At 63.1% G+C, this 14,686-nt stretch carries 12 protein-coding genes; 5 read left to right on the top strand and 7 right to left on the bottom strand.

What is annotated here, in order from left to right; translation table 11 throughout:
- Positions 1-286: 286 nt before the first annotated feature.
- Genes NKI47_RS00005 through NKI47_RS00020 form a run of 4 tightly spaced genes read right to left on the bottom strand, consistent with a single transcriptional unit; the run spans position 287 to position 4,135 of the window.
- Positions 287-532, bottom strand: coding sequence for a MoaD/ThiS family protein (locus tag NKI47_RS00005; protein WP_023675441.1), 246 nt, complete (start codon positions 530-532; stop codon positions 287-289).
- The gene (locus tag NKI47_RS00010) at positions 532-2,796 is read right to left on the bottom strand and encodes a xanthine dehydrogenase family protein molybdopterin-binding subunit (RefSeq protein ID WP_023675442.1); all 2,265 of its coding nucleotides are present in this window, start codon (positions 2,794-2,796) and stop codon (positions 532-534) included. The genes NKI47_RS00005 and NKI47_RS00010 overlap by 1 nt, the downstream gene beginning before the upstream one ends.
- A gap of 2 nt (positions 2,797-2,798) precedes the next feature.
- Positions 2,799-3,275: a (2Fe-2S)-binding protein gene (locus NKI47_RS00015; protein WP_023675443.1), complete on the bottom strand. Its 477-nt coding sequence runs from the start codon at positions 3,273-3,275 to the stop codon at positions 2,799-2,801.
- A complete protein-coding gene (locus NKI47_RS00020; protein WP_352568098.1) occupies positions 3,275-4,135 on the bottom strand; it encodes an FAD binding domain-containing protein in 861 nt (286 codons plus the stop codon). Before NKI47_RS00020 ends, NKI47_RS00015 begins: the two co-directional genes overlap by 1 nt.
- Positions 4,136-4,462: 327 nt before the next feature.
- On the opposite strand from NKI47_RS00020, the gene NKI47_RS00025 reads away from it, so the two are divergent.
- Entirely contained in the window at positions 4,463-6,763 is a 2,301-nt protein-coding gene (locus tag NKI47_RS00025) for a hypothetical protein (protein ID WP_352586589.1), read from the top strand.
- A 220-nt stretch (positions 6,764-6,983) separates the two neighbouring features.
- Here the strand turns inward: NKI47_RS00025 and NKI47_RS00030 are convergent, their stop codons facing one another.
- From NKI47_RS00030 to NKI47_RS00040, 3 genes are read right to left on the bottom strand one after another with little or no spacing between them, the layout of a single operon-like run.
- Complete coding sequence (locus NKI47_RS00030; protein WP_352586591.1) at positions 6,984-8,627, bottom strand: MFS transporter; 1,644 nt, start codon at positions 8,625-8,627, stop codon at positions 6,984-6,986.
- A gap of 16 nt (positions 8,628-8,643) precedes the next feature.
- The gene (locus tag NKI47_RS00035; RefSeq protein WP_352586593.1) at positions 8,644-8,862 is read right to left on the bottom strand and encodes a hypothetical protein; all 219 of its coding nucleotides are present in this window, start codon (positions 8,860-8,862) and stop codon (positions 8,644-8,646) included.
- 2 nt (positions 8,863-8,864) lie between these two features.
- Positions 8,865-9,896, bottom strand: a complete 1,032-nt coding sequence (locus NKI47_RS00040; RefSeq protein WP_352586595.1) for a histone deacetylase family protein — start codon at positions 9,894-9,896, stop codon at positions 8,865-8,867.
- Positions 9,897-10,037: 141 nt separating this feature from the next.
- Between NKI47_RS00040 and NKI47_RS00045 the strand changes: the two genes are divergently transcribed.
- From NKI47_RS00045 to NKI47_RS00060, 4 genes are all read left to right on the top strand, one after another.
- Positions 10,038-11,741: an amidohydrolase gene (locus NKI47_RS00045; RefSeq protein ID WP_352586597.1), complete on the top strand. Its 1,704-nt coding sequence runs from the start codon at positions 10,038-10,040 to the stop codon at positions 11,739-11,741.
- Between the two features lie 102 nt (positions 11,742-11,843).
- Positions 11,844-12,938 carry an ABC transporter ATP-binding protein gene (locus tag NKI47_RS00050; protein WP_352586923.1) on the top strand — a complete coding sequence of 365 codons (1,095 nt, stop codon included), beginning with the start codon at positions 11,844-11,846 and terminating at the stop codon, positions 12,936-12,938.
- Positions 12,938-13,867, top strand: a complete 930-nt coding sequence (locus NKI47_RS00055) for an ABC transporter permease (protein ID WP_023675452.1) — start codon at positions 12,938-12,940, stop codon at positions 13,865-13,867. Before NKI47_RS00050 ends, NKI47_RS00055 begins: the two co-directional genes overlap by 1 nt.
- Entirely contained in the window at positions 13,860-14,672 is an 813-nt protein-coding gene (locus tag NKI47_RS00060) for an ABC transporter permease (protein ID WP_023675453.1), read from the top strand. Before NKI47_RS00055 ends, NKI47_RS00060 begins: the two co-directional genes overlap by 8 nt.
- The last annotated feature ends 14 nt before the right edge of the window (positions 14,673-14,686 follow it).

A 14,686-nucleotide genomic window follows, 5' to 3' on the forward strand; every position in this document is an offset into this window, starting at 1 on the left:
GTCATCGGATGCTCCTCTCAAGCTGAAGGTTGACACTTCATGCTCGGAGGCCGATGGCCGTCCGTCACCCCTGATCGATTAAAGCCTCACCGACGCTGCCAACGAAGCTCACGCCTCAAACCCCGCGCCCCTCCCGCGAGCGGGTTCGTTCATTGACACAGAAGCAGTCATCGAAAAGGAGCCAAACTCGCAGGCTGAACTGGCCAAGAATTCTCGTGGATAGCCGAGGTTTTTCTCGAGCCTAGGCCATGTCTTGGTCGTCAATGGGTAGGACAGGGTTGTTCAGTTATCCCCCGGCAAGGCGCGGCAGCAGGAAAATCTCCGCCCCTTCCGGCAGTTCCTTCGACCAGGTGTCGCGATAGATCGTCCCGTCGATGGCGACGGCGATGCCGCGATCGATGTAGGGCTCGAGGCCGGGATACTGTTCAGCCAGTTTCCTGAACAGCTCCCTTATGTCCTTCGCCTCGATTTCGACCTTGCTCTTGCCTCCGGCGATCGCGCCGAGCGACCCCCAGAGCGTTACTTCGACCATCAGCCTCCCCGTTCCGCCTCGATCGCCGCCAGGATGCGCGGCGGCGACATCGGGATATGCGTCATCCGCACGCCCGCGGCGTTCGAGACCGCATTGGCGATCGCCGCCAGCGGCGGCACGATAGAGGTCTCGCCGACGCCGCGCACCCCGTAAGGATGGTTAGGATTGGGGATTTCGAGGATCTGCGTGTCGATCATCGGCAGGTCCGAGCAGACCGGAATCCGGTAATCGAGGAAGCCAGGGTTCTGCAGCCGCCCGTCCTTGCCGTAGATATACTCCTCGTTGAGCGCCCAGCCGATGCCTTGTGCGGCACCCCCCTGGTATTGCCCCTCGACATAGGTCGGATGCACCGCCTTGCCGGCGTCCTGAACGACGGTGTAGCGCAGCACCCTGGTCGAGCCTGTCTCGGGATCCACCTCGATATCGCAGATATGGGTGGCGAAGGAGACGCCGGCGCCGTCGGCGACGAGCTCACTGTGGCCTGCGATCGGTCCCCCCGTCTTCCCTGACGCGGCTGCGATCTCCTTCAGCGACAATGCTGCAAGGTTGTCGTATTTCTCGCCCTTGGCAATCGCGTGACCTTTTTCCCAGACCACGTCGTCGACGGGAATGTCCCACATCTGTGCGGCGCGTTCCCGCAACACCTTGATAGCGTTGCGAGCGGCGGAGATCGTCGCCATCGAAGACGAGAAGGTGCCGCGGCTGCCGTCCGTCATATCGTTGTAGCCGAGGCTGGAGGTATCGGCGACCACCGCCTTGATTTGCTCATAGGGGATACCGAGCTCCTCCGCCGCCACCAGCGACAGCGACGCGCGCGAACCACCCACGTCCACGGTTCCGACGGCAAGGGAGACCGAGCCGTCCATGCCGATGTTGAGGTCGGTGCAGGTCTGGCCACCGAAATTGAACCAGAAGCCGCAGGCCATTCCGCGGCCCTGGTTCTTGCCGAGCGGCGCCTTCATGTGCGGATGATTCTTCACCGCCTCCAGCGTCGGCCCGATGCCGATCGGGCCGTATACCGGTCCATAGGACGATCTGGTGCCTTCCTGCGCCGCGTTCCTGATCCGGAACTCGACGGGGTCCATGCCGATCTCCTTGGCCAGCTCGTCGACCGCACTTTCCACCGCAAACGCCGCCATCGGAGCCGACGGCGCGCGATAGGCCGCGGTCTTGGGCCGGTTGACAAGCACTTCGTAGCCGACCGTCCTGACGTTCTCGAGCTTGTAGCAGGCAAAGGCCGTCATGGCGCCGATCTCGGCCCACGTGCCGGCATAGGGGCCGCAGCTATAGCGCAGCGTCGCCTCGGCCGCCGTGATCGTGCCGTCCTTGCGGGCGCCGATCCGAACATCGATCGAGGTGGCGCTGGTCGGGCCGGAGGCGCGGAACACCTCGTCGCGCGTCATGACCAGCTTGACCGGCCGCCCGGCCTTGCGTGACAGCGCCAGTGCCACCGGCTCGGCCCAGACATGGGTCTTGCCGCCGAAACCGCCGCCGATCTCCGAGGAGGTGACGCGCAGCTTCGAGGCTTCCATGCCAAGCAGCTGGGCGCAGTGTTGGCGGTAGACAAAATGGCCTTGCGTACAGACCCAGAGGTCGGCGGTGCCGTCGGAGCTGACATTGGCCACGCAGGCATGCGGCTCGATATAGCCCTGGTGCGTCTGCTCGGTCTTGAAGGAGCGTTCGACGACGAAATCGGCCTGGCCGAAACCTTCATGGATGTCGCCATGGCCGTACTGGGTGCGCTTGGTGACGTTTGAAGGCTTGACGGGCTTTTGCTCGAGGCCCTCGGTGAAGATGGCGTCGTTGATCAGGGGTGCGGAGTGCTTCATCGCCTCGTCGACGTCGGTGACATGCGGCAGCACCTCGTAGTCGACCTCGATCAGCTTCAGTGCCTGCCTCGCCGTGCGGGCATCGACCGCAGCCACCGCGGCCACGGCATGGCCGTCATAGAGCGCTTTCTTGCGCGCCATGCAGTTGTCGAGGATGTCGTACATGGCGGCATCGCCGTCGGTGAGGTCGGGCAGGTCGGCCGCGGTGATCACGGCCTTGACGCCGGCGAGCTTCTCCGCCTTCGACGTGTCGATCTTCCTGATCGTGGCATGTGCATGGGGGCTTCTGAGAACGCGCCCGACCAGTTGCCCGGCCATGTTGAAGTCGGCGCCATAGCGTGCGCGGCCCGTCACCTTGTCGACGCCGTCGGGACGGATGGGACGCGTGCCGACAGAGGTGAAATTGCGTCCGGAGTAACGCGGATCGAAATTCATCGTCATGCTCCCTTCATCACGCTGGCGGCGTCCTGAACGGCACGCACGATCTTGTCATAGCCGGTGCAGCGGCAGAGGTTCCCGGCGAGGCCGAAGCGGATCTCCTCCTCGGTCGGATCGGGATTCTTGGCCAAAAGGTCCTTGGCAGCCATGAGGAAGCCCGGCGTGCAGACGCCGCATTGGAGTGCGGCGTGTTCCAGAAATTTCTGCTGCAGCGGATGCAGCCTGTCGCCATGCGCCATGCCCTCGATGGTCTCGACGTGCCGGCCCTCGGCCTCCGCGCCGAGCACCAGGCACGAGCACACCAGCCGATCGTCGAGGATGATGCTGCAGGCCCCACAGTCGCCGGTGCCGCAGCCTTCCTTGGCGCCCGTCAGCCCCAGGCGATCGCGCAGGACATCAAGCAGCGTCTCGTCCGGCTGGCAAAGAAACTCGACATTGTCGCCGTTGATTGTCGTTGATACTGCCACACCAGCCATCATTTGCCTCCTGCGCGTGCATAGGCGGTCGTGGCGGCCCGCTTGGCCAGCACACCCGCGACTTTCCGTCTGAATTCGATAGTGCCGCGCTTGTCGTCGATCGGGCGGCAGGCGCCCGAGCAGACCTTGGCGAGCCTCTCCAGCGTGGCTTCGTCCAGCTTGGAGCCGATGAGAACCTCGGCGGCCTCCTCGACCAGAATCACCGTCGGCGCCACGGCGCCCAACGCCAGACGGGCGGATTTGACGCGACCTTGCTCATCGAGCGTCAAGTTCACGCCGGCGCTTACCACCGCGATGTCCATCTCCGTGCGCGGAATGAAACGCAGATAGGCATCGCCCGAACGCGGCAGACGGCTGTCGAGCAGGATTGCCTCGACGATCTCGCCCTTGGCCAGCGACGTCTTGCCCGGCCCAGTCGGCACCGCTTCCACGGCAATCGTGCGCCTGGTTCCCGGGCCGACGACCACAGCCTTGGCGCCAGCGGCCACCAGCGCCGGCACGCTGTCGGCGGCCGGCGAGGCGTTGCACAGATTGCCGACGATGGTGCAGCGTCCCTGCACCTGCTTCGAGCCGATCAGCTTGGCCGCTTCGACGACGCCGGGCCATGCCTTCTGCAGGGCCGTGTTCTCGCCCAGCACGGCGCAGGGGACCGCGGCGCCGATGCTGAAGCCCTCGGCTGTTTCCCTGATCTCGCCAAGCCCGTCGATCGCCTTGATGTCGACGATCAGGTCGGGTTCGATAAAGCCGCCTTTCATTCGCACCAAGAGGTCGCTGCCTCCGGCGAGGATGGCGGCCGTGGCGGCTGAACCGGCCAACAGGCCGGCGGCGTCTTCAATTGAAAGCGGACGTATGTAACGCATCGTCTCCCCTTAGTGGTCATAGTCACACCAACTGATATAACCGTCTCTCCACAATGGCCATCCTGTTCGTGCATTCGCGGATTGGGCCAGGCGCCGCAATTTCATTTGCTCGTCCAATTGGACGCGCCGCCAGCCACTAATGCTCGATCGGTCCCTTCGGCATGACCAGCGCGGTGCCGGCTGTCGTCGGGCGCTCGATCATGCGACGGACGCGAGCGCAGTCCAGCACCGCGCCGACCCATCCGTAAGTCATCCGTAAGTGCGCTCCCTCTATGTCCTGTTTCGAACCAGGCGACATGTCTGCGCCGTACAGAGAGGGAAACGAACATGAGCACGCTCCTTGCACCAATTGTGATTGGCCCCGTATCGGTCTTGAGTACCTCGGTCCGTATCGATGGGCCGCTTCCCGGCTCGAGCATTTCCCTCCTGGTAAATGGCGTACCCGTCCCTGCGGTAAATGCCGGCGCCACAACCAGTACCTTTGTGCCGGTCGCCGCAGGCTCCCTCAACGTGGGGGATGCATTGACCGCACGTTGGACGCTCGGCGCCGAAACCAGTGATCCAAGCCCGGTCCCGATCGTCGTGCTCGGGTATCCCTCGACGCTAAGCGCATTGGTGTATTTGAGTCAGGTGCACGAGTGCGTCGACTGGGTGCTGATAGGCGCAGCCTATCCTGGCGCCACGGTCGAGATTTTCAACGGCGGCGCATTGATTGGCAGCGATACTGCACGCGGAAATGTCGTACCAGTGCGCATTCGCGGGGCGATCCAGGCCAACGATGTGCTTAGCGCAGTGCAGTCCGTTCAGACGCCTGCCGGACAGGTGAAGAGCAGTCAGACCCCGAGCTTGCCCGCCGAACAGACGCCGTATCGGGAAAATACCATGCCGGCACCAGCAGTCGGCCCGGTTCCTGGGTGCGCGCAAGCAGTACCCGTCAGGGGGTTGGCTCAAGGCGCCACCACGAAGGTCCACTTCAATGGCGACGTGCTGGAATATCCTTTCGTCGGTGCCAACCTCCTGGCGCTGCTTGGCCGTGCCGCGCACAATCCGGATGTCTTCAGCGCCACGCAGCACTTCGAGCGCTGCAATGCATCAAGTCCGTCATCTGCCCCTCCGGTGATCGTCGACGAAACCTTGCCGGTTAGAAAGCCCGTAATCGACGCCTCACAGTACTCCTGCCCGGCAGCCCGTGCTTTGCCTATCTCCAATCTCGAGCCCGGCGCGACATTGACGATCCAACTTGTCGATCCGACTTCGGGTGCAGCTACCGTGCTCGGGAGAATCGGAGTCGGCGAGGATGTGAGTTCCGGCCAATACTGGATTCCCGACGTGTCGGCCCTGATCCCGGCCTCGCCACCGTTTCCATCGCTCGTCGTCATCCAGGAGCTATGCGGCAAGACAGCCACATCGGATAAGTTGCTAGTGGTAGGGTCTTACCAGGGCAGCGTATTTCCGCCGACCGTCATGGAGCCTGCATTTGAATGTGCAAGCGGCGCTTTCGTCAACAGCGTCGACAACGCGGTCGTACGTTTGTACTCGGATGCGCCAGATTCTCCTGTAATCAGCAAGCCCGTATTCAGTTTTGGCGGCCTCGTCTGGGTCGAGACATTTCGGCCGTTGCGCGCCGGCGAGCACATTCACGCCGAGCTGGAGCTTACTTGTCAGCCCCTCGCACTTCGGGTCGGGGGCCCGATCAAAGTGTCCGACCTGACCCCACTCAAGACCCCGGATATTCAACAGCCCGTCCGGGTCTTCCAGCGGTTAATTTACGTATCAGGCGTGATCCCCGGGGCGCGCGTGCATGTATTCGTGAACGGGAAGTGGCGCGCCAGCGATACGCCACTTGGTTGGACGACGCTCTTCTTCGGGATTTACGTGGGCAAGCTCAAGGTAGAAGACCAAATTACGGTGATGCAGACATTGTGCACGAAGATGTCTCCGCTCACCAGAGTTCCCGTCAATGTCACCCTCGGGGAAATGCTGCTCTCCGCGGCTCCCCCGTCCCTGATAGCGGGCCAGCCGGCGACGATAACCATCAAAGCAGTCGACGCCGATAACAAGTCCCAATCGGTTGGAGGGACCATATCGCAAGGGGGCGCGGTGGTCGGGGCCACCAACACAGCGTTCACGCTATCTCCGCCGACCGGCCAAGCATCGGTCAGCTTGCAAGTTGCAGCCGTTGGCTACAAGACCGAGACCATCAGTATTCCCCTTACTGCGGCGCCGGTCGTCAAGCCGGCGATGCTGACGATAGCAACGGGTCTCTGGTTCAACGCCACTAAGAAAGAAATCACTGAAATCACCTGGCACCTGCAGGGGCCATCCGGCAGCTTTTCAACGACCGAAAAGCCGAACGCAGAGCCGGCGTTGGTTCAGTTCGCGTTGCCCAAGCCGGCCGGCGGCGGGTTCACGCCGTTCACTCTCAGCTGCGAGGTCACATTCCAGTTCCAGGATTTCAATTTCATCTCAGGCGTATCTGGGACGAGGTCGAGTGACTTTATCGAGGGAGGCCTCATAAAGCCGTCTCCATCAACCGTCGAGATGTATTGGAGCGGTACCGACCTGACGATCAACTTCCTGGTAAAGTGGATACAGCAGGGCGATTATTTCGTCATAGAGCTCATGTAGTCGAATCGCCAGCGGAAGGGCGTCAGGGTGGCTGGAGCGGTTCATCGTTTCACGGAAACGGCGAACCGCTCTGTCTCTTCCGGACGGAAAACCGTTTCACACTTTTCCTGGAATTGCGCTGGAGCGGGATGCGTTCAAATTGAACGGTGCATCCCGCTTTATCTATTTGTTTTAACCGCATTTCTGCGACGTCAAGTGATTCCCTTGGCTGCAAAATGCTTTAATGCTCGATCGGTCCCTTCGGCATGACCAGCGCCGTGCCTGCTGTCGTCGGGCGCTCGATCATGCGACGGACGCGAGGTGGCTCGTTGCCGCTGTGCAGCGCCCTTATGCGCTCGCCGATGACCGCGTCGGCGTAGGTGGCGCGCCGATTGTGGCGGATATATTCGACCCAGGTCGGCGTGTGGTAGTGCTCGATCCATATCGAGGGATTTTCGAGATCGCGCGCCAATGTCCAGTTGCGGGCGCCGTCACGGCGGCGAACGCGGCCGCGCTCGGCCATGGTGGCGAGGAATTCCGGTACGTCCTCGTTGCGGATGACATATTCGATCATGATGGCGATGGGACCGCTGCGCGGCTTGAGATCAAGCGCCAGATGCGGCTCCTGAAAACGGTTGAGCGGGTCGAGGTTGAGCACCGCCTGCTGCGGCAGCGGCAGCAGCAGGCCGATGGCGCCTCCCGCCAGCATGGCGACACTGGCCGCCATCAGGGCGACTTCGGCGCCATGCGCGTCGGCGACGACGCCCCAGACCCAGCTGCCGAGCGCGATGCCGCCGAAGGTCGCGGTCTGGTAGACCGAAAGCACGCGGCCGACCACCCAGCGCGGCGTCGACATCTGGACGGTGACGTTGAAGTGCGAAAGCGCGGTCACCCAGCAGGCGCCGCCGAGCAGCAGGCCGAGCGACGTCTGCCAGGCATGATTGCTGACGGCGGCGTTGAAGGCGCAGACGGCGAAGCCGGCGAATGCCATGCGCACCATGGTTTCGCTGGACAGCAGCTGCCGCAGCCTGACGCTGGTCAGCGCGCCGCCGACGGCGCCGATGCCGAAGGCGCCGAGCATGATGCCGTAGCTCAAGGCATCACCCTTGACGACGTCGCGCGCGACCAGCGGCAGCAGCGCCAGGACCGCGCCGGCGCTGAAGCCGAAAGCCGAGCTCCTGACCAGCACCTTGCCGATGTTAGGCGACATGGCGACGTAGCGCAGGCCGGCGCCCATTGCGGCGCCCAGCGTCTCGCGCGGCAAGGTCGATGCCGGCAGTTCCGGCTTCCAGCGGGCCAGCACGACGATGAGGCCGACATAGCTCAGCGTGTTGACGGCGAAGGCCGCGGCAGCGCCTGCCGCGGCAACGATGATGCCACCGATCGCCGGGCCGACGCTGCGCGTCAGGTTGAAGCCCATCGAGTTGAGCGCAATCGCCGCCGGCACCTTGGTGCGAGGCACCATGTCGCCGACCGAAGCCTGCCAGGACGGGCTGTTGAGCGCGGTGCCGCTGTCGATCAGGAAGGTGAAGGCGAGCAGCGTCCACGGCGTCATCAGGTCGAGATAGGTGAAGACGGTCAGAAGAGCCGAGACGACGAGCATGAAGATCTGCGCAATCAGCATGATTTTGCGCCGGTTGAAGCTGTCGGCGATAGCGCCGGCCAGCAGCGCAAACAGCATGATCGGCAAGGTGGTCGAGGCCTGCACCAATGCCACCTGGTAGGACGAGGTGGCGATCGTCGTCATCATCCAGGCGGCGCCAACGCCCTGGATGAGGCCGCCGAAATTGGAGACGAGGCTGGCGGACCACACCGCCCGGAAGATGCCGTGCCGGAACGGCGCCAGCGCCGAGGCGCTTTCGCTTTCCGGTGTGTCGTCGTTCATAAATGCTGTCCCGGGCTCAAATGCGTTTGTTCTTCCGATCAATCGGCCCCGCAAGCCGTGGGTTCAAAAAATAGAACATCATTTCGCAAAGGGCGAACGCATTCTGGAAAAACATCATGGTCCAACAACAAGATAGCGGGCAGGTCAGCGCGTGCCGCTGCAGGCTGAACGATCGGTCAGGCAGGCGGTACCGCTTGCCGAGCGCTGCCATGTGATTGGCAGGCACCGGCGGCACTTCTAGCGGTCCTCGAAGCCGGTCAGCACGCCGACGGCGTTGATGCCGATCTCCTCGACGGCGTAGCCGCCTTCCATGACGAACAGCGTCGGCAGGCCGAGCCTGGCGATGCGGCGGCCGATCCGGGGATAGTCGGGGGTCTTCAGCTTGAACTGGCTGATCGGGTCCTTCTCGAAAGTGTCGACGCCGAGTGAAACCACGACGACGTCAGGAGCATAAGCCGAAAGCCTCGTGCAAGCGTCCTCGAGTGAGGCGTTCCACACGTCCCAGCCGGTGCCGAAGGGCATCGGGTAATTGTCGTTGAAGCCTTCGCCGTCGCCCTCGCCGCGTTCGTCGGCATGGCCGAGGAAAAAGGGATATTCGGTCATCGGATCGCCATGCAGGTTCAGCACCTGAACGTCACCGCGGCGATAGAATATCTCCTGGGTGCCGTTGCCGTGGTGATAATCGATGTCGAGGATCGAAACGCGCCCGGCGCCATGGTCGCGGAACCATTGCGCGGCGACGGCGGCGTTGTTGATGAAGCAATAGCCGCCCATGAAGGCCGCCCCTGCATGGTGCCCTGGCGGGCGGCAGAGGGCGAAGGCGGAAGGCTCACCGGCCTTGACCAGCGCCGCGGCGGTCAGCGCGACGTCATAGGACGACTTGATCGCATCCCATGTGCCTTTGACGAACGTCGCGCCACCGTCGAAGGAGTAGAAGCCGAGCAGCGCATCGATGCCTTTCGGGCGCACGTCGCCGCGAAGGCCGCGCGTCGGCCAGGTGAAGGGAATGGCCGAACCGCTGCGGCCCGACGCTTCCCAGAGCGGCCACACGGTCGGCAGGAAATCGATGTAGTCGCTGGCATGCACCTTCCTGGCGGCGGCAAGGTCGTGGCTTTCCGGCGGCAGGATCGGACCGAGCTTCTCGCTCTCCACCCGCGCCCTGATGAACTCGGCGCGCGAAGGCGTTTCAAAAGCCGGCACGATGGCGCCGGCGATCAATTCGACATTGCCGGAATGGCCGGCATGGAAAGGCGAAAAAACAGTCTTCATGAAATTGTTCCGTGGTGAGACGCGGCGACCCTAACCGTCCTGCACTGCCTTTCACAAGGCGCTGGGCCAACCAGCCATGGCTTGCTGGCCCGGCAGCCGGTCGTCTAGCCTGCCGGCAGCGCAACCGAACTGCGGGTAATCATGAGTTCAAATGCCGACCTGATCGTCACCAATGCCCGTGTGCTGACCATGGACGAAGGCAATCCGACGGCCGAGGCGGTGGCGATAAAGGACGGCAACATCATGGCGGTTGGCGATCGCCGGACGATCGAGGCGCTGAAAGGGCCGGCCACGAAGATCATCGATGCGCAAGGCGGTTCGGTGGTGCCGGGCTTCATCGAAGCGCACATGCATCTTTTCGGCGGCGCGGCCGAACTCGACAATCTGCATCTTCAGGGCGTGCATGGCTTCGATGCGCTGAGCGACGCGATCCGCGCCTACGCTGCGGCACGGCCGAACGCCAAATTGCTGCTTGGGGCCGGCGTCGACTACACCATCCTTTCCAAGGAAGAGCCGGTCACCCGCCATCATCTCGACCGCATTATCCCCGACCGGCCGTTCGCCATGTCTGCTTCCGATCACCACACGATGTGGGCCAACACCAAGGCGCTGGAACTGGCAGGCATCCTGCACGGCAAGCAACTCGGCCCCGGCAACGAGATCGTCATGGGCGCCGACGGCCTTGCGGCGGGCGAATTGCGCGAGGGCGAGGCGTTCGGGCCGATCCTCGAGCTTTCCGGGCAGAATCGCGTTCGGCTCGGCCTCGCGACAGGCGGTGAGCCCGACCCATACCCTTCCGCCGCTGAAATCGCGGCCGACCGCGACCTGATGCATCGCGGGCTGGAATGGTGCGCCCGCCACGGCATCACCTCAATCCAGAACATGGACGGCAATCTCTACCAGCTCGAACTGCTTGCCGGGTTGGAGCAGGAAGGCCGGCTGCTCTGCCGCACCAAGATACCGTTCCACTTCAAAAATTTCATGTCGCTCGACAGGCTGGAAAAGGCATCGAGCATGGCCAGCTCCTACCAATCGGAATGGCTGTCGTCCGGCATGGTCAAGGTGTTTTATGACGGCGTGCTGGAAGGCTGGACCGCGGTCATGGTCGACGACTATGCCGACCGGCCGGGCTGGCGCGGTGAGCCGCTGTTTACGCCGGAGCATCTCGCCGAGGTGGCGGTGGAGGCCGACCGGCGCGGGCTGCAGGTCGCCGTGCATTCGATCGGCGACGGCGCGGTGCGCGCGGTTCTGGACGGTTACGAGGCGGCGCAGCGGAAGAACGGCAAACGCGACAGCCGGCATCGGGTCGAGCACATCGAGGTCACCACTGCCGCCGACGTGCCGCGCTTCGCCGAACTCGGCGTCGTCGCCTCGATGCAGCCGCCGCACCCGCCCGGCGCCATGGACTTCCCGCTGGAGCCGACGCTCTCGCGCATCGGCCGCGAAAGATGGCCGCTCAGCTATGCCTGGCGGACGCTGAAGCAGGCGGGTGCGCATGTCGTCTTCGCTTCCGACTGGCCGGTGTCGCGGATCGAGCCGATCCTGGGCATTCAGGCGGCGATGCTGCGCAAACCTTGGGCAGACGGCGTTCCCGACCAGAGCTTCTCGCTGTTGGAAGCGCTTGCGGGCTATACAGTCGAAGGCGCTTATGCCGAATTCATGGAGCACCGCAAGGGCCGGCTGAAAACCGGCTATCTGGCCGATCTGGTGGTGCTGTCGGCCGATATCGAGACAACTGAACCGGGTTTGTTACACAAGGTGCATCCGGTGACTACCATCTGCGGCGGCAAGATCAGTCATCAGGTTGATGATGGGGCTGACGATGGCACGGAGCTTGCGTTCTGAACCGAGATTCAGATGCATGGTTGCCAAGCCGACCGGCATATGCTGACAATCGAATGGGAACTGGATCCGCCAACAAGAGCGGACATGAAAATGGGGAAGTGCGTGCCGGATCAGCCGGGTAAGAGTGCAATCGAAGTCCGCGGCGTCCGCAAGGTGTTCGGTACCGGGGACGCACAAGTCGCCGCTCTCGACACGGTTTCGGTGTCGATCCGCGAGAACGAGTTCTTCACGCTGCTGGGGCCGTCGGGCTGCGGAAAGACGACGCTGCTGCGGCTGATCGCCGGCTTCGACTTCCCCAGCGAAGGCGAAATCCTGCTGCACGGCCACGACATCGCGCCGCTGCCGCCGTTCAAGCGGCCGGTCAACACCGTCTTCCAGTCCTATGCGCTGTTCCCGCACATGACGGTCGCCGAGAATATCGGCTTCGGGCTGGAGATGCTGGGCAAGCCGAAAGCCGAAATCAAGGCGCGCGTTGCCGAGATGCTGAAGCTGGTCAAAATGGAGGCGCTCAGCGGCCGCCGCACCAGCCAGATCTCCGGCGGCCAGCAGCAGCGCGTGGCACTGGCCCGCGCGCTGGCGCCGCAGCCAAAAGTGCTGTTGCTCGACGAGCCGTTGTCGGCGCTCGACTACAAGCTGCGCAAGGAGATGCAGATCGAACTGAAACGGCTGCAGCACCAGACCGGCATCACCTTCATCTTCGTCACCCACGACCAGGAGGAAGCGCTGACCATGTCGGACCGCATCGCGGTGATGTCGGCCGGCAAGATCCTGCAGGTCGGCACGCCCTGGGACATCTATGACAAGCCGGCCGAGCGCTTCGTCGCCGACTTCATCGGCGAAACCAATTTCCTGACCGCAGCCATCACCGACATCGGCAACGGCAAGGCTCGCGCGACCCTCAAATCCGGCGCAACGATCGACGCGACCGTGGCTGAAGGCTTCCAGCCGAAGGATAATGCTACCGTGGTGGTCAGGCCGGAACACGCCAAGCTGACCAGCGGCAAGGGCGACCTTTCCGGAACCATCGAAAACATCGTCTATTTCGGTACCGACACGCATATTCATGTCCAACTGGACAGCGGCGAAGCCTTCACCGTGCGCCAGCAGAACACGCGCAGCGCAGGCTGCGGTTTCGAGCGGGGCGACAAGGTCGGCGTCTCGATCGGCAACGACGCCGCGCAAGTGCTGAGGGATTGATGGCGAGCGCGTTTTCCCAAGCTGCATTGTTCGAAGCAGAGGCGGAGAAGGCCAGCGCCAGGCGCCACCGCCTGCTTTCGTTGCCAGCTTTGATAATCATCGGCATTTTCGGCGTGCTGCCGCTTCTCATCATCGTCATCTATTCATTTCTTGCCGCAGCACCCTATGGCGGCGTGCAGTGGCAATTCTCGACCGACGCCTATCTGAACTTCCTGTTCCAGCGCGACATCTTCGACGACACGCTGCAGTTCACGCCGGATTTCCTGATCATCTATCTGCGCTCGTTCGTCTTCGCCGTGGTGACGACGGTCATCTGCCTGCTGCTCGGCTTTCCGACAGCCTATTTCATGGCCACGCGACCGCCAGCGCAGCGCAACTGGTGGGTGCTGCTGATCACCATCCCGTTCTGGTCGAACCTGCTGGTGCGCACTCTTGCCATCATGTTCATCATCCGCGACGAGGGCCTCATCAACAACGCACTGATGGCTCTGGGGGTGATCGAGAAACCGATCACCATGCTCTACACCAACTTCGCCATCCAGCTCGGCCTGCTCTATTCGTTCCTGCCGTTCATGGTGCTGCCGCTCTATTCCAGCCTGGAGAAGCTGGATTTCCGGCTGGTCGAGGCCGCCTACGACCTCTACGCGACACGTCGGCAGGTGCTATGGCGGGTGATCATCCCGCTGTCGCTGCCCGGCATCATCGCCGGCTGCCTGCTTGTGTTCATTCCGGCCCTCGGCGCCTATGTGACGCCGCTGATCCTCGGCGGCGGTATCCACCTGATGATCGGCGATCTCATCGCCCAGCAATTCGGCTCCGGGCGCAACTGGCCGCTCGGCTGCGCGCAGGCGCTGATCCTGATGGCAGCGGTGCTGGTGGCGCTCTACTTCTATGTCCGTAACACGTCGGGGAAGATGAGGCATGGCTGACCCCCGCAGCGCCGATATCAAGGACCAACCGGGCTTCCGCTCGATCGCCATCATCTGCCTCTGCGTGCTCTACGCGCCGATCCTGATCCTGATGATCTTCTCGCTGAACACCGGGTCTCTGGTCACGCGTTGGGAAGGCATCGGGCTCGGTTGGTATGGCAGTGCGCTGCTCAACCAGGAATTCCACAACGCCGCCAAGAACACGCTGATCATCTCTGTCACCGCCACGATCATTTCGACGATCGCCGCGACGCTGGCGGCGATCGGCATGACCCGGGTCAAGCCGTGGCGCGGGCTGTCGGCCGCCTTCATGGTCATCAACCTGCCGCTGATGGTTCCGGAGATCATCACGGCGGTGGCGACGCTCTCGTTCTTTGCGCTGATCGCGGGCACTCTCGGGCTCAATTTCGGCATCGGCAATCTGATCCTCGCCCACACCGTCTTTTGCATTCCTTTCGCCTATATGCCGATCCGGGCGCGTCTCGAGGACATGGATCTGACGCTCGAAGCTGCCGCGGCCGATCTCTATGCCACGCCCTGGCATGCTTTCCGGCGCATAACGCTGCCATTGCTGGTTCCCGGCATCCTGTCGGGTGGGGCGCTCGCCTTCATCGTCTCCTTCGACGATTTCACCATCACGCAGCTGGTCGCCGGCCCCGGGCAGACGACGCTGCCCCTCTACATCTGGAACCAGATCAGGCGGCCGATGACGCCGGAGATCAATGCCATCTCCACCATCCTGCTGCTGGTGTCGATCCTGTTCGTCTCGATATCGTTCCTGATCGCGCGCCGCCGCGCCAAGTGAGTCAATGGGAAGGC

Source organism: Mesorhizobium sp. M0633 (assembly GCF_040320645.1).
In the GTDB taxonomy this organism is placed as follows: domain Bacteria; phylum Pseudomonadota; class Alphaproteobacteria; order Rhizobiales; family Rhizobiaceae; genus Mesorhizobium.

Excerpts from the sequence above, each read along its gene's own strand:
- NKI47_RS00045 (WP_352586597.1), top strand. The coding sequence starts at position 10,038 with ATGAGTTCAAATGCCGACCTGATCGTCACCAATGCCCGTGTGCTGACC.
- NKI47_RS00030 (WP_352586591.1), bottom strand. The coding sequence starts at position 8,627 with ATGAACGACGACACACCGGAAAGCGAAAGCGCCTCGGCGCTGGCGCCG.
- NKI47_RS00060 (WP_023675453.1), top strand. The coding sequence starts at position 13,860 with ATGGCTGACCCCCGCAGCGCCGATATCAAGGACCAACCGGGCTTCCGC.
- NKI47_RS00010 (WP_023675442.1), bottom strand. The coding sequence starts at position 2,796 with ATGAATTTCGATCCGCGTTACTCCGGACGCAATTTCACCTCTGTCGGC.
- NKI47_RS00020 (WP_352568098.1), bottom strand. The coding sequence starts at position 4,135 with ATGCGTTACATACGTCCGCTTTCAATTGAAGACGCCGCCGGCCTGTTG.
- NKI47_RS00055 (WP_023675452.1), top strand. The coding sequence starts at position 12,938 with ATGGCGAGCGCGTTTTCCCAAGCTGCATTGTTCGAAGCAGAGGCGGAG.
- NKI47_RS00040 (WP_352586595.1), bottom strand. The coding sequence starts at position 9,896 with ATGAAGACTGTTTTTTCGCCTTTCCATGCCGGCCATTCCGGCAATGTC.
- NKI47_RS00015 (WP_023675443.1), bottom strand. The coding sequence starts at position 3,275 with ATGGCTGGTGTGGCAGTATCAACGACAATCAACGGCGACAATGTCGAG.
- NKI47_RS00025 (WP_352586589.1), top strand. The coding sequence starts at position 4,463 with ATGAGCACGCTCCTTGCACCAATTGTGATTGGCCCCGTATCGGTCTTG.
- NKI47_RS00005 (WP_023675441.1), bottom strand. The coding sequence starts at position 532 with ATGGTCGAAGTAACGCTCTGGGGGTCGCTCGGCGCGATCGCCGGAGGC.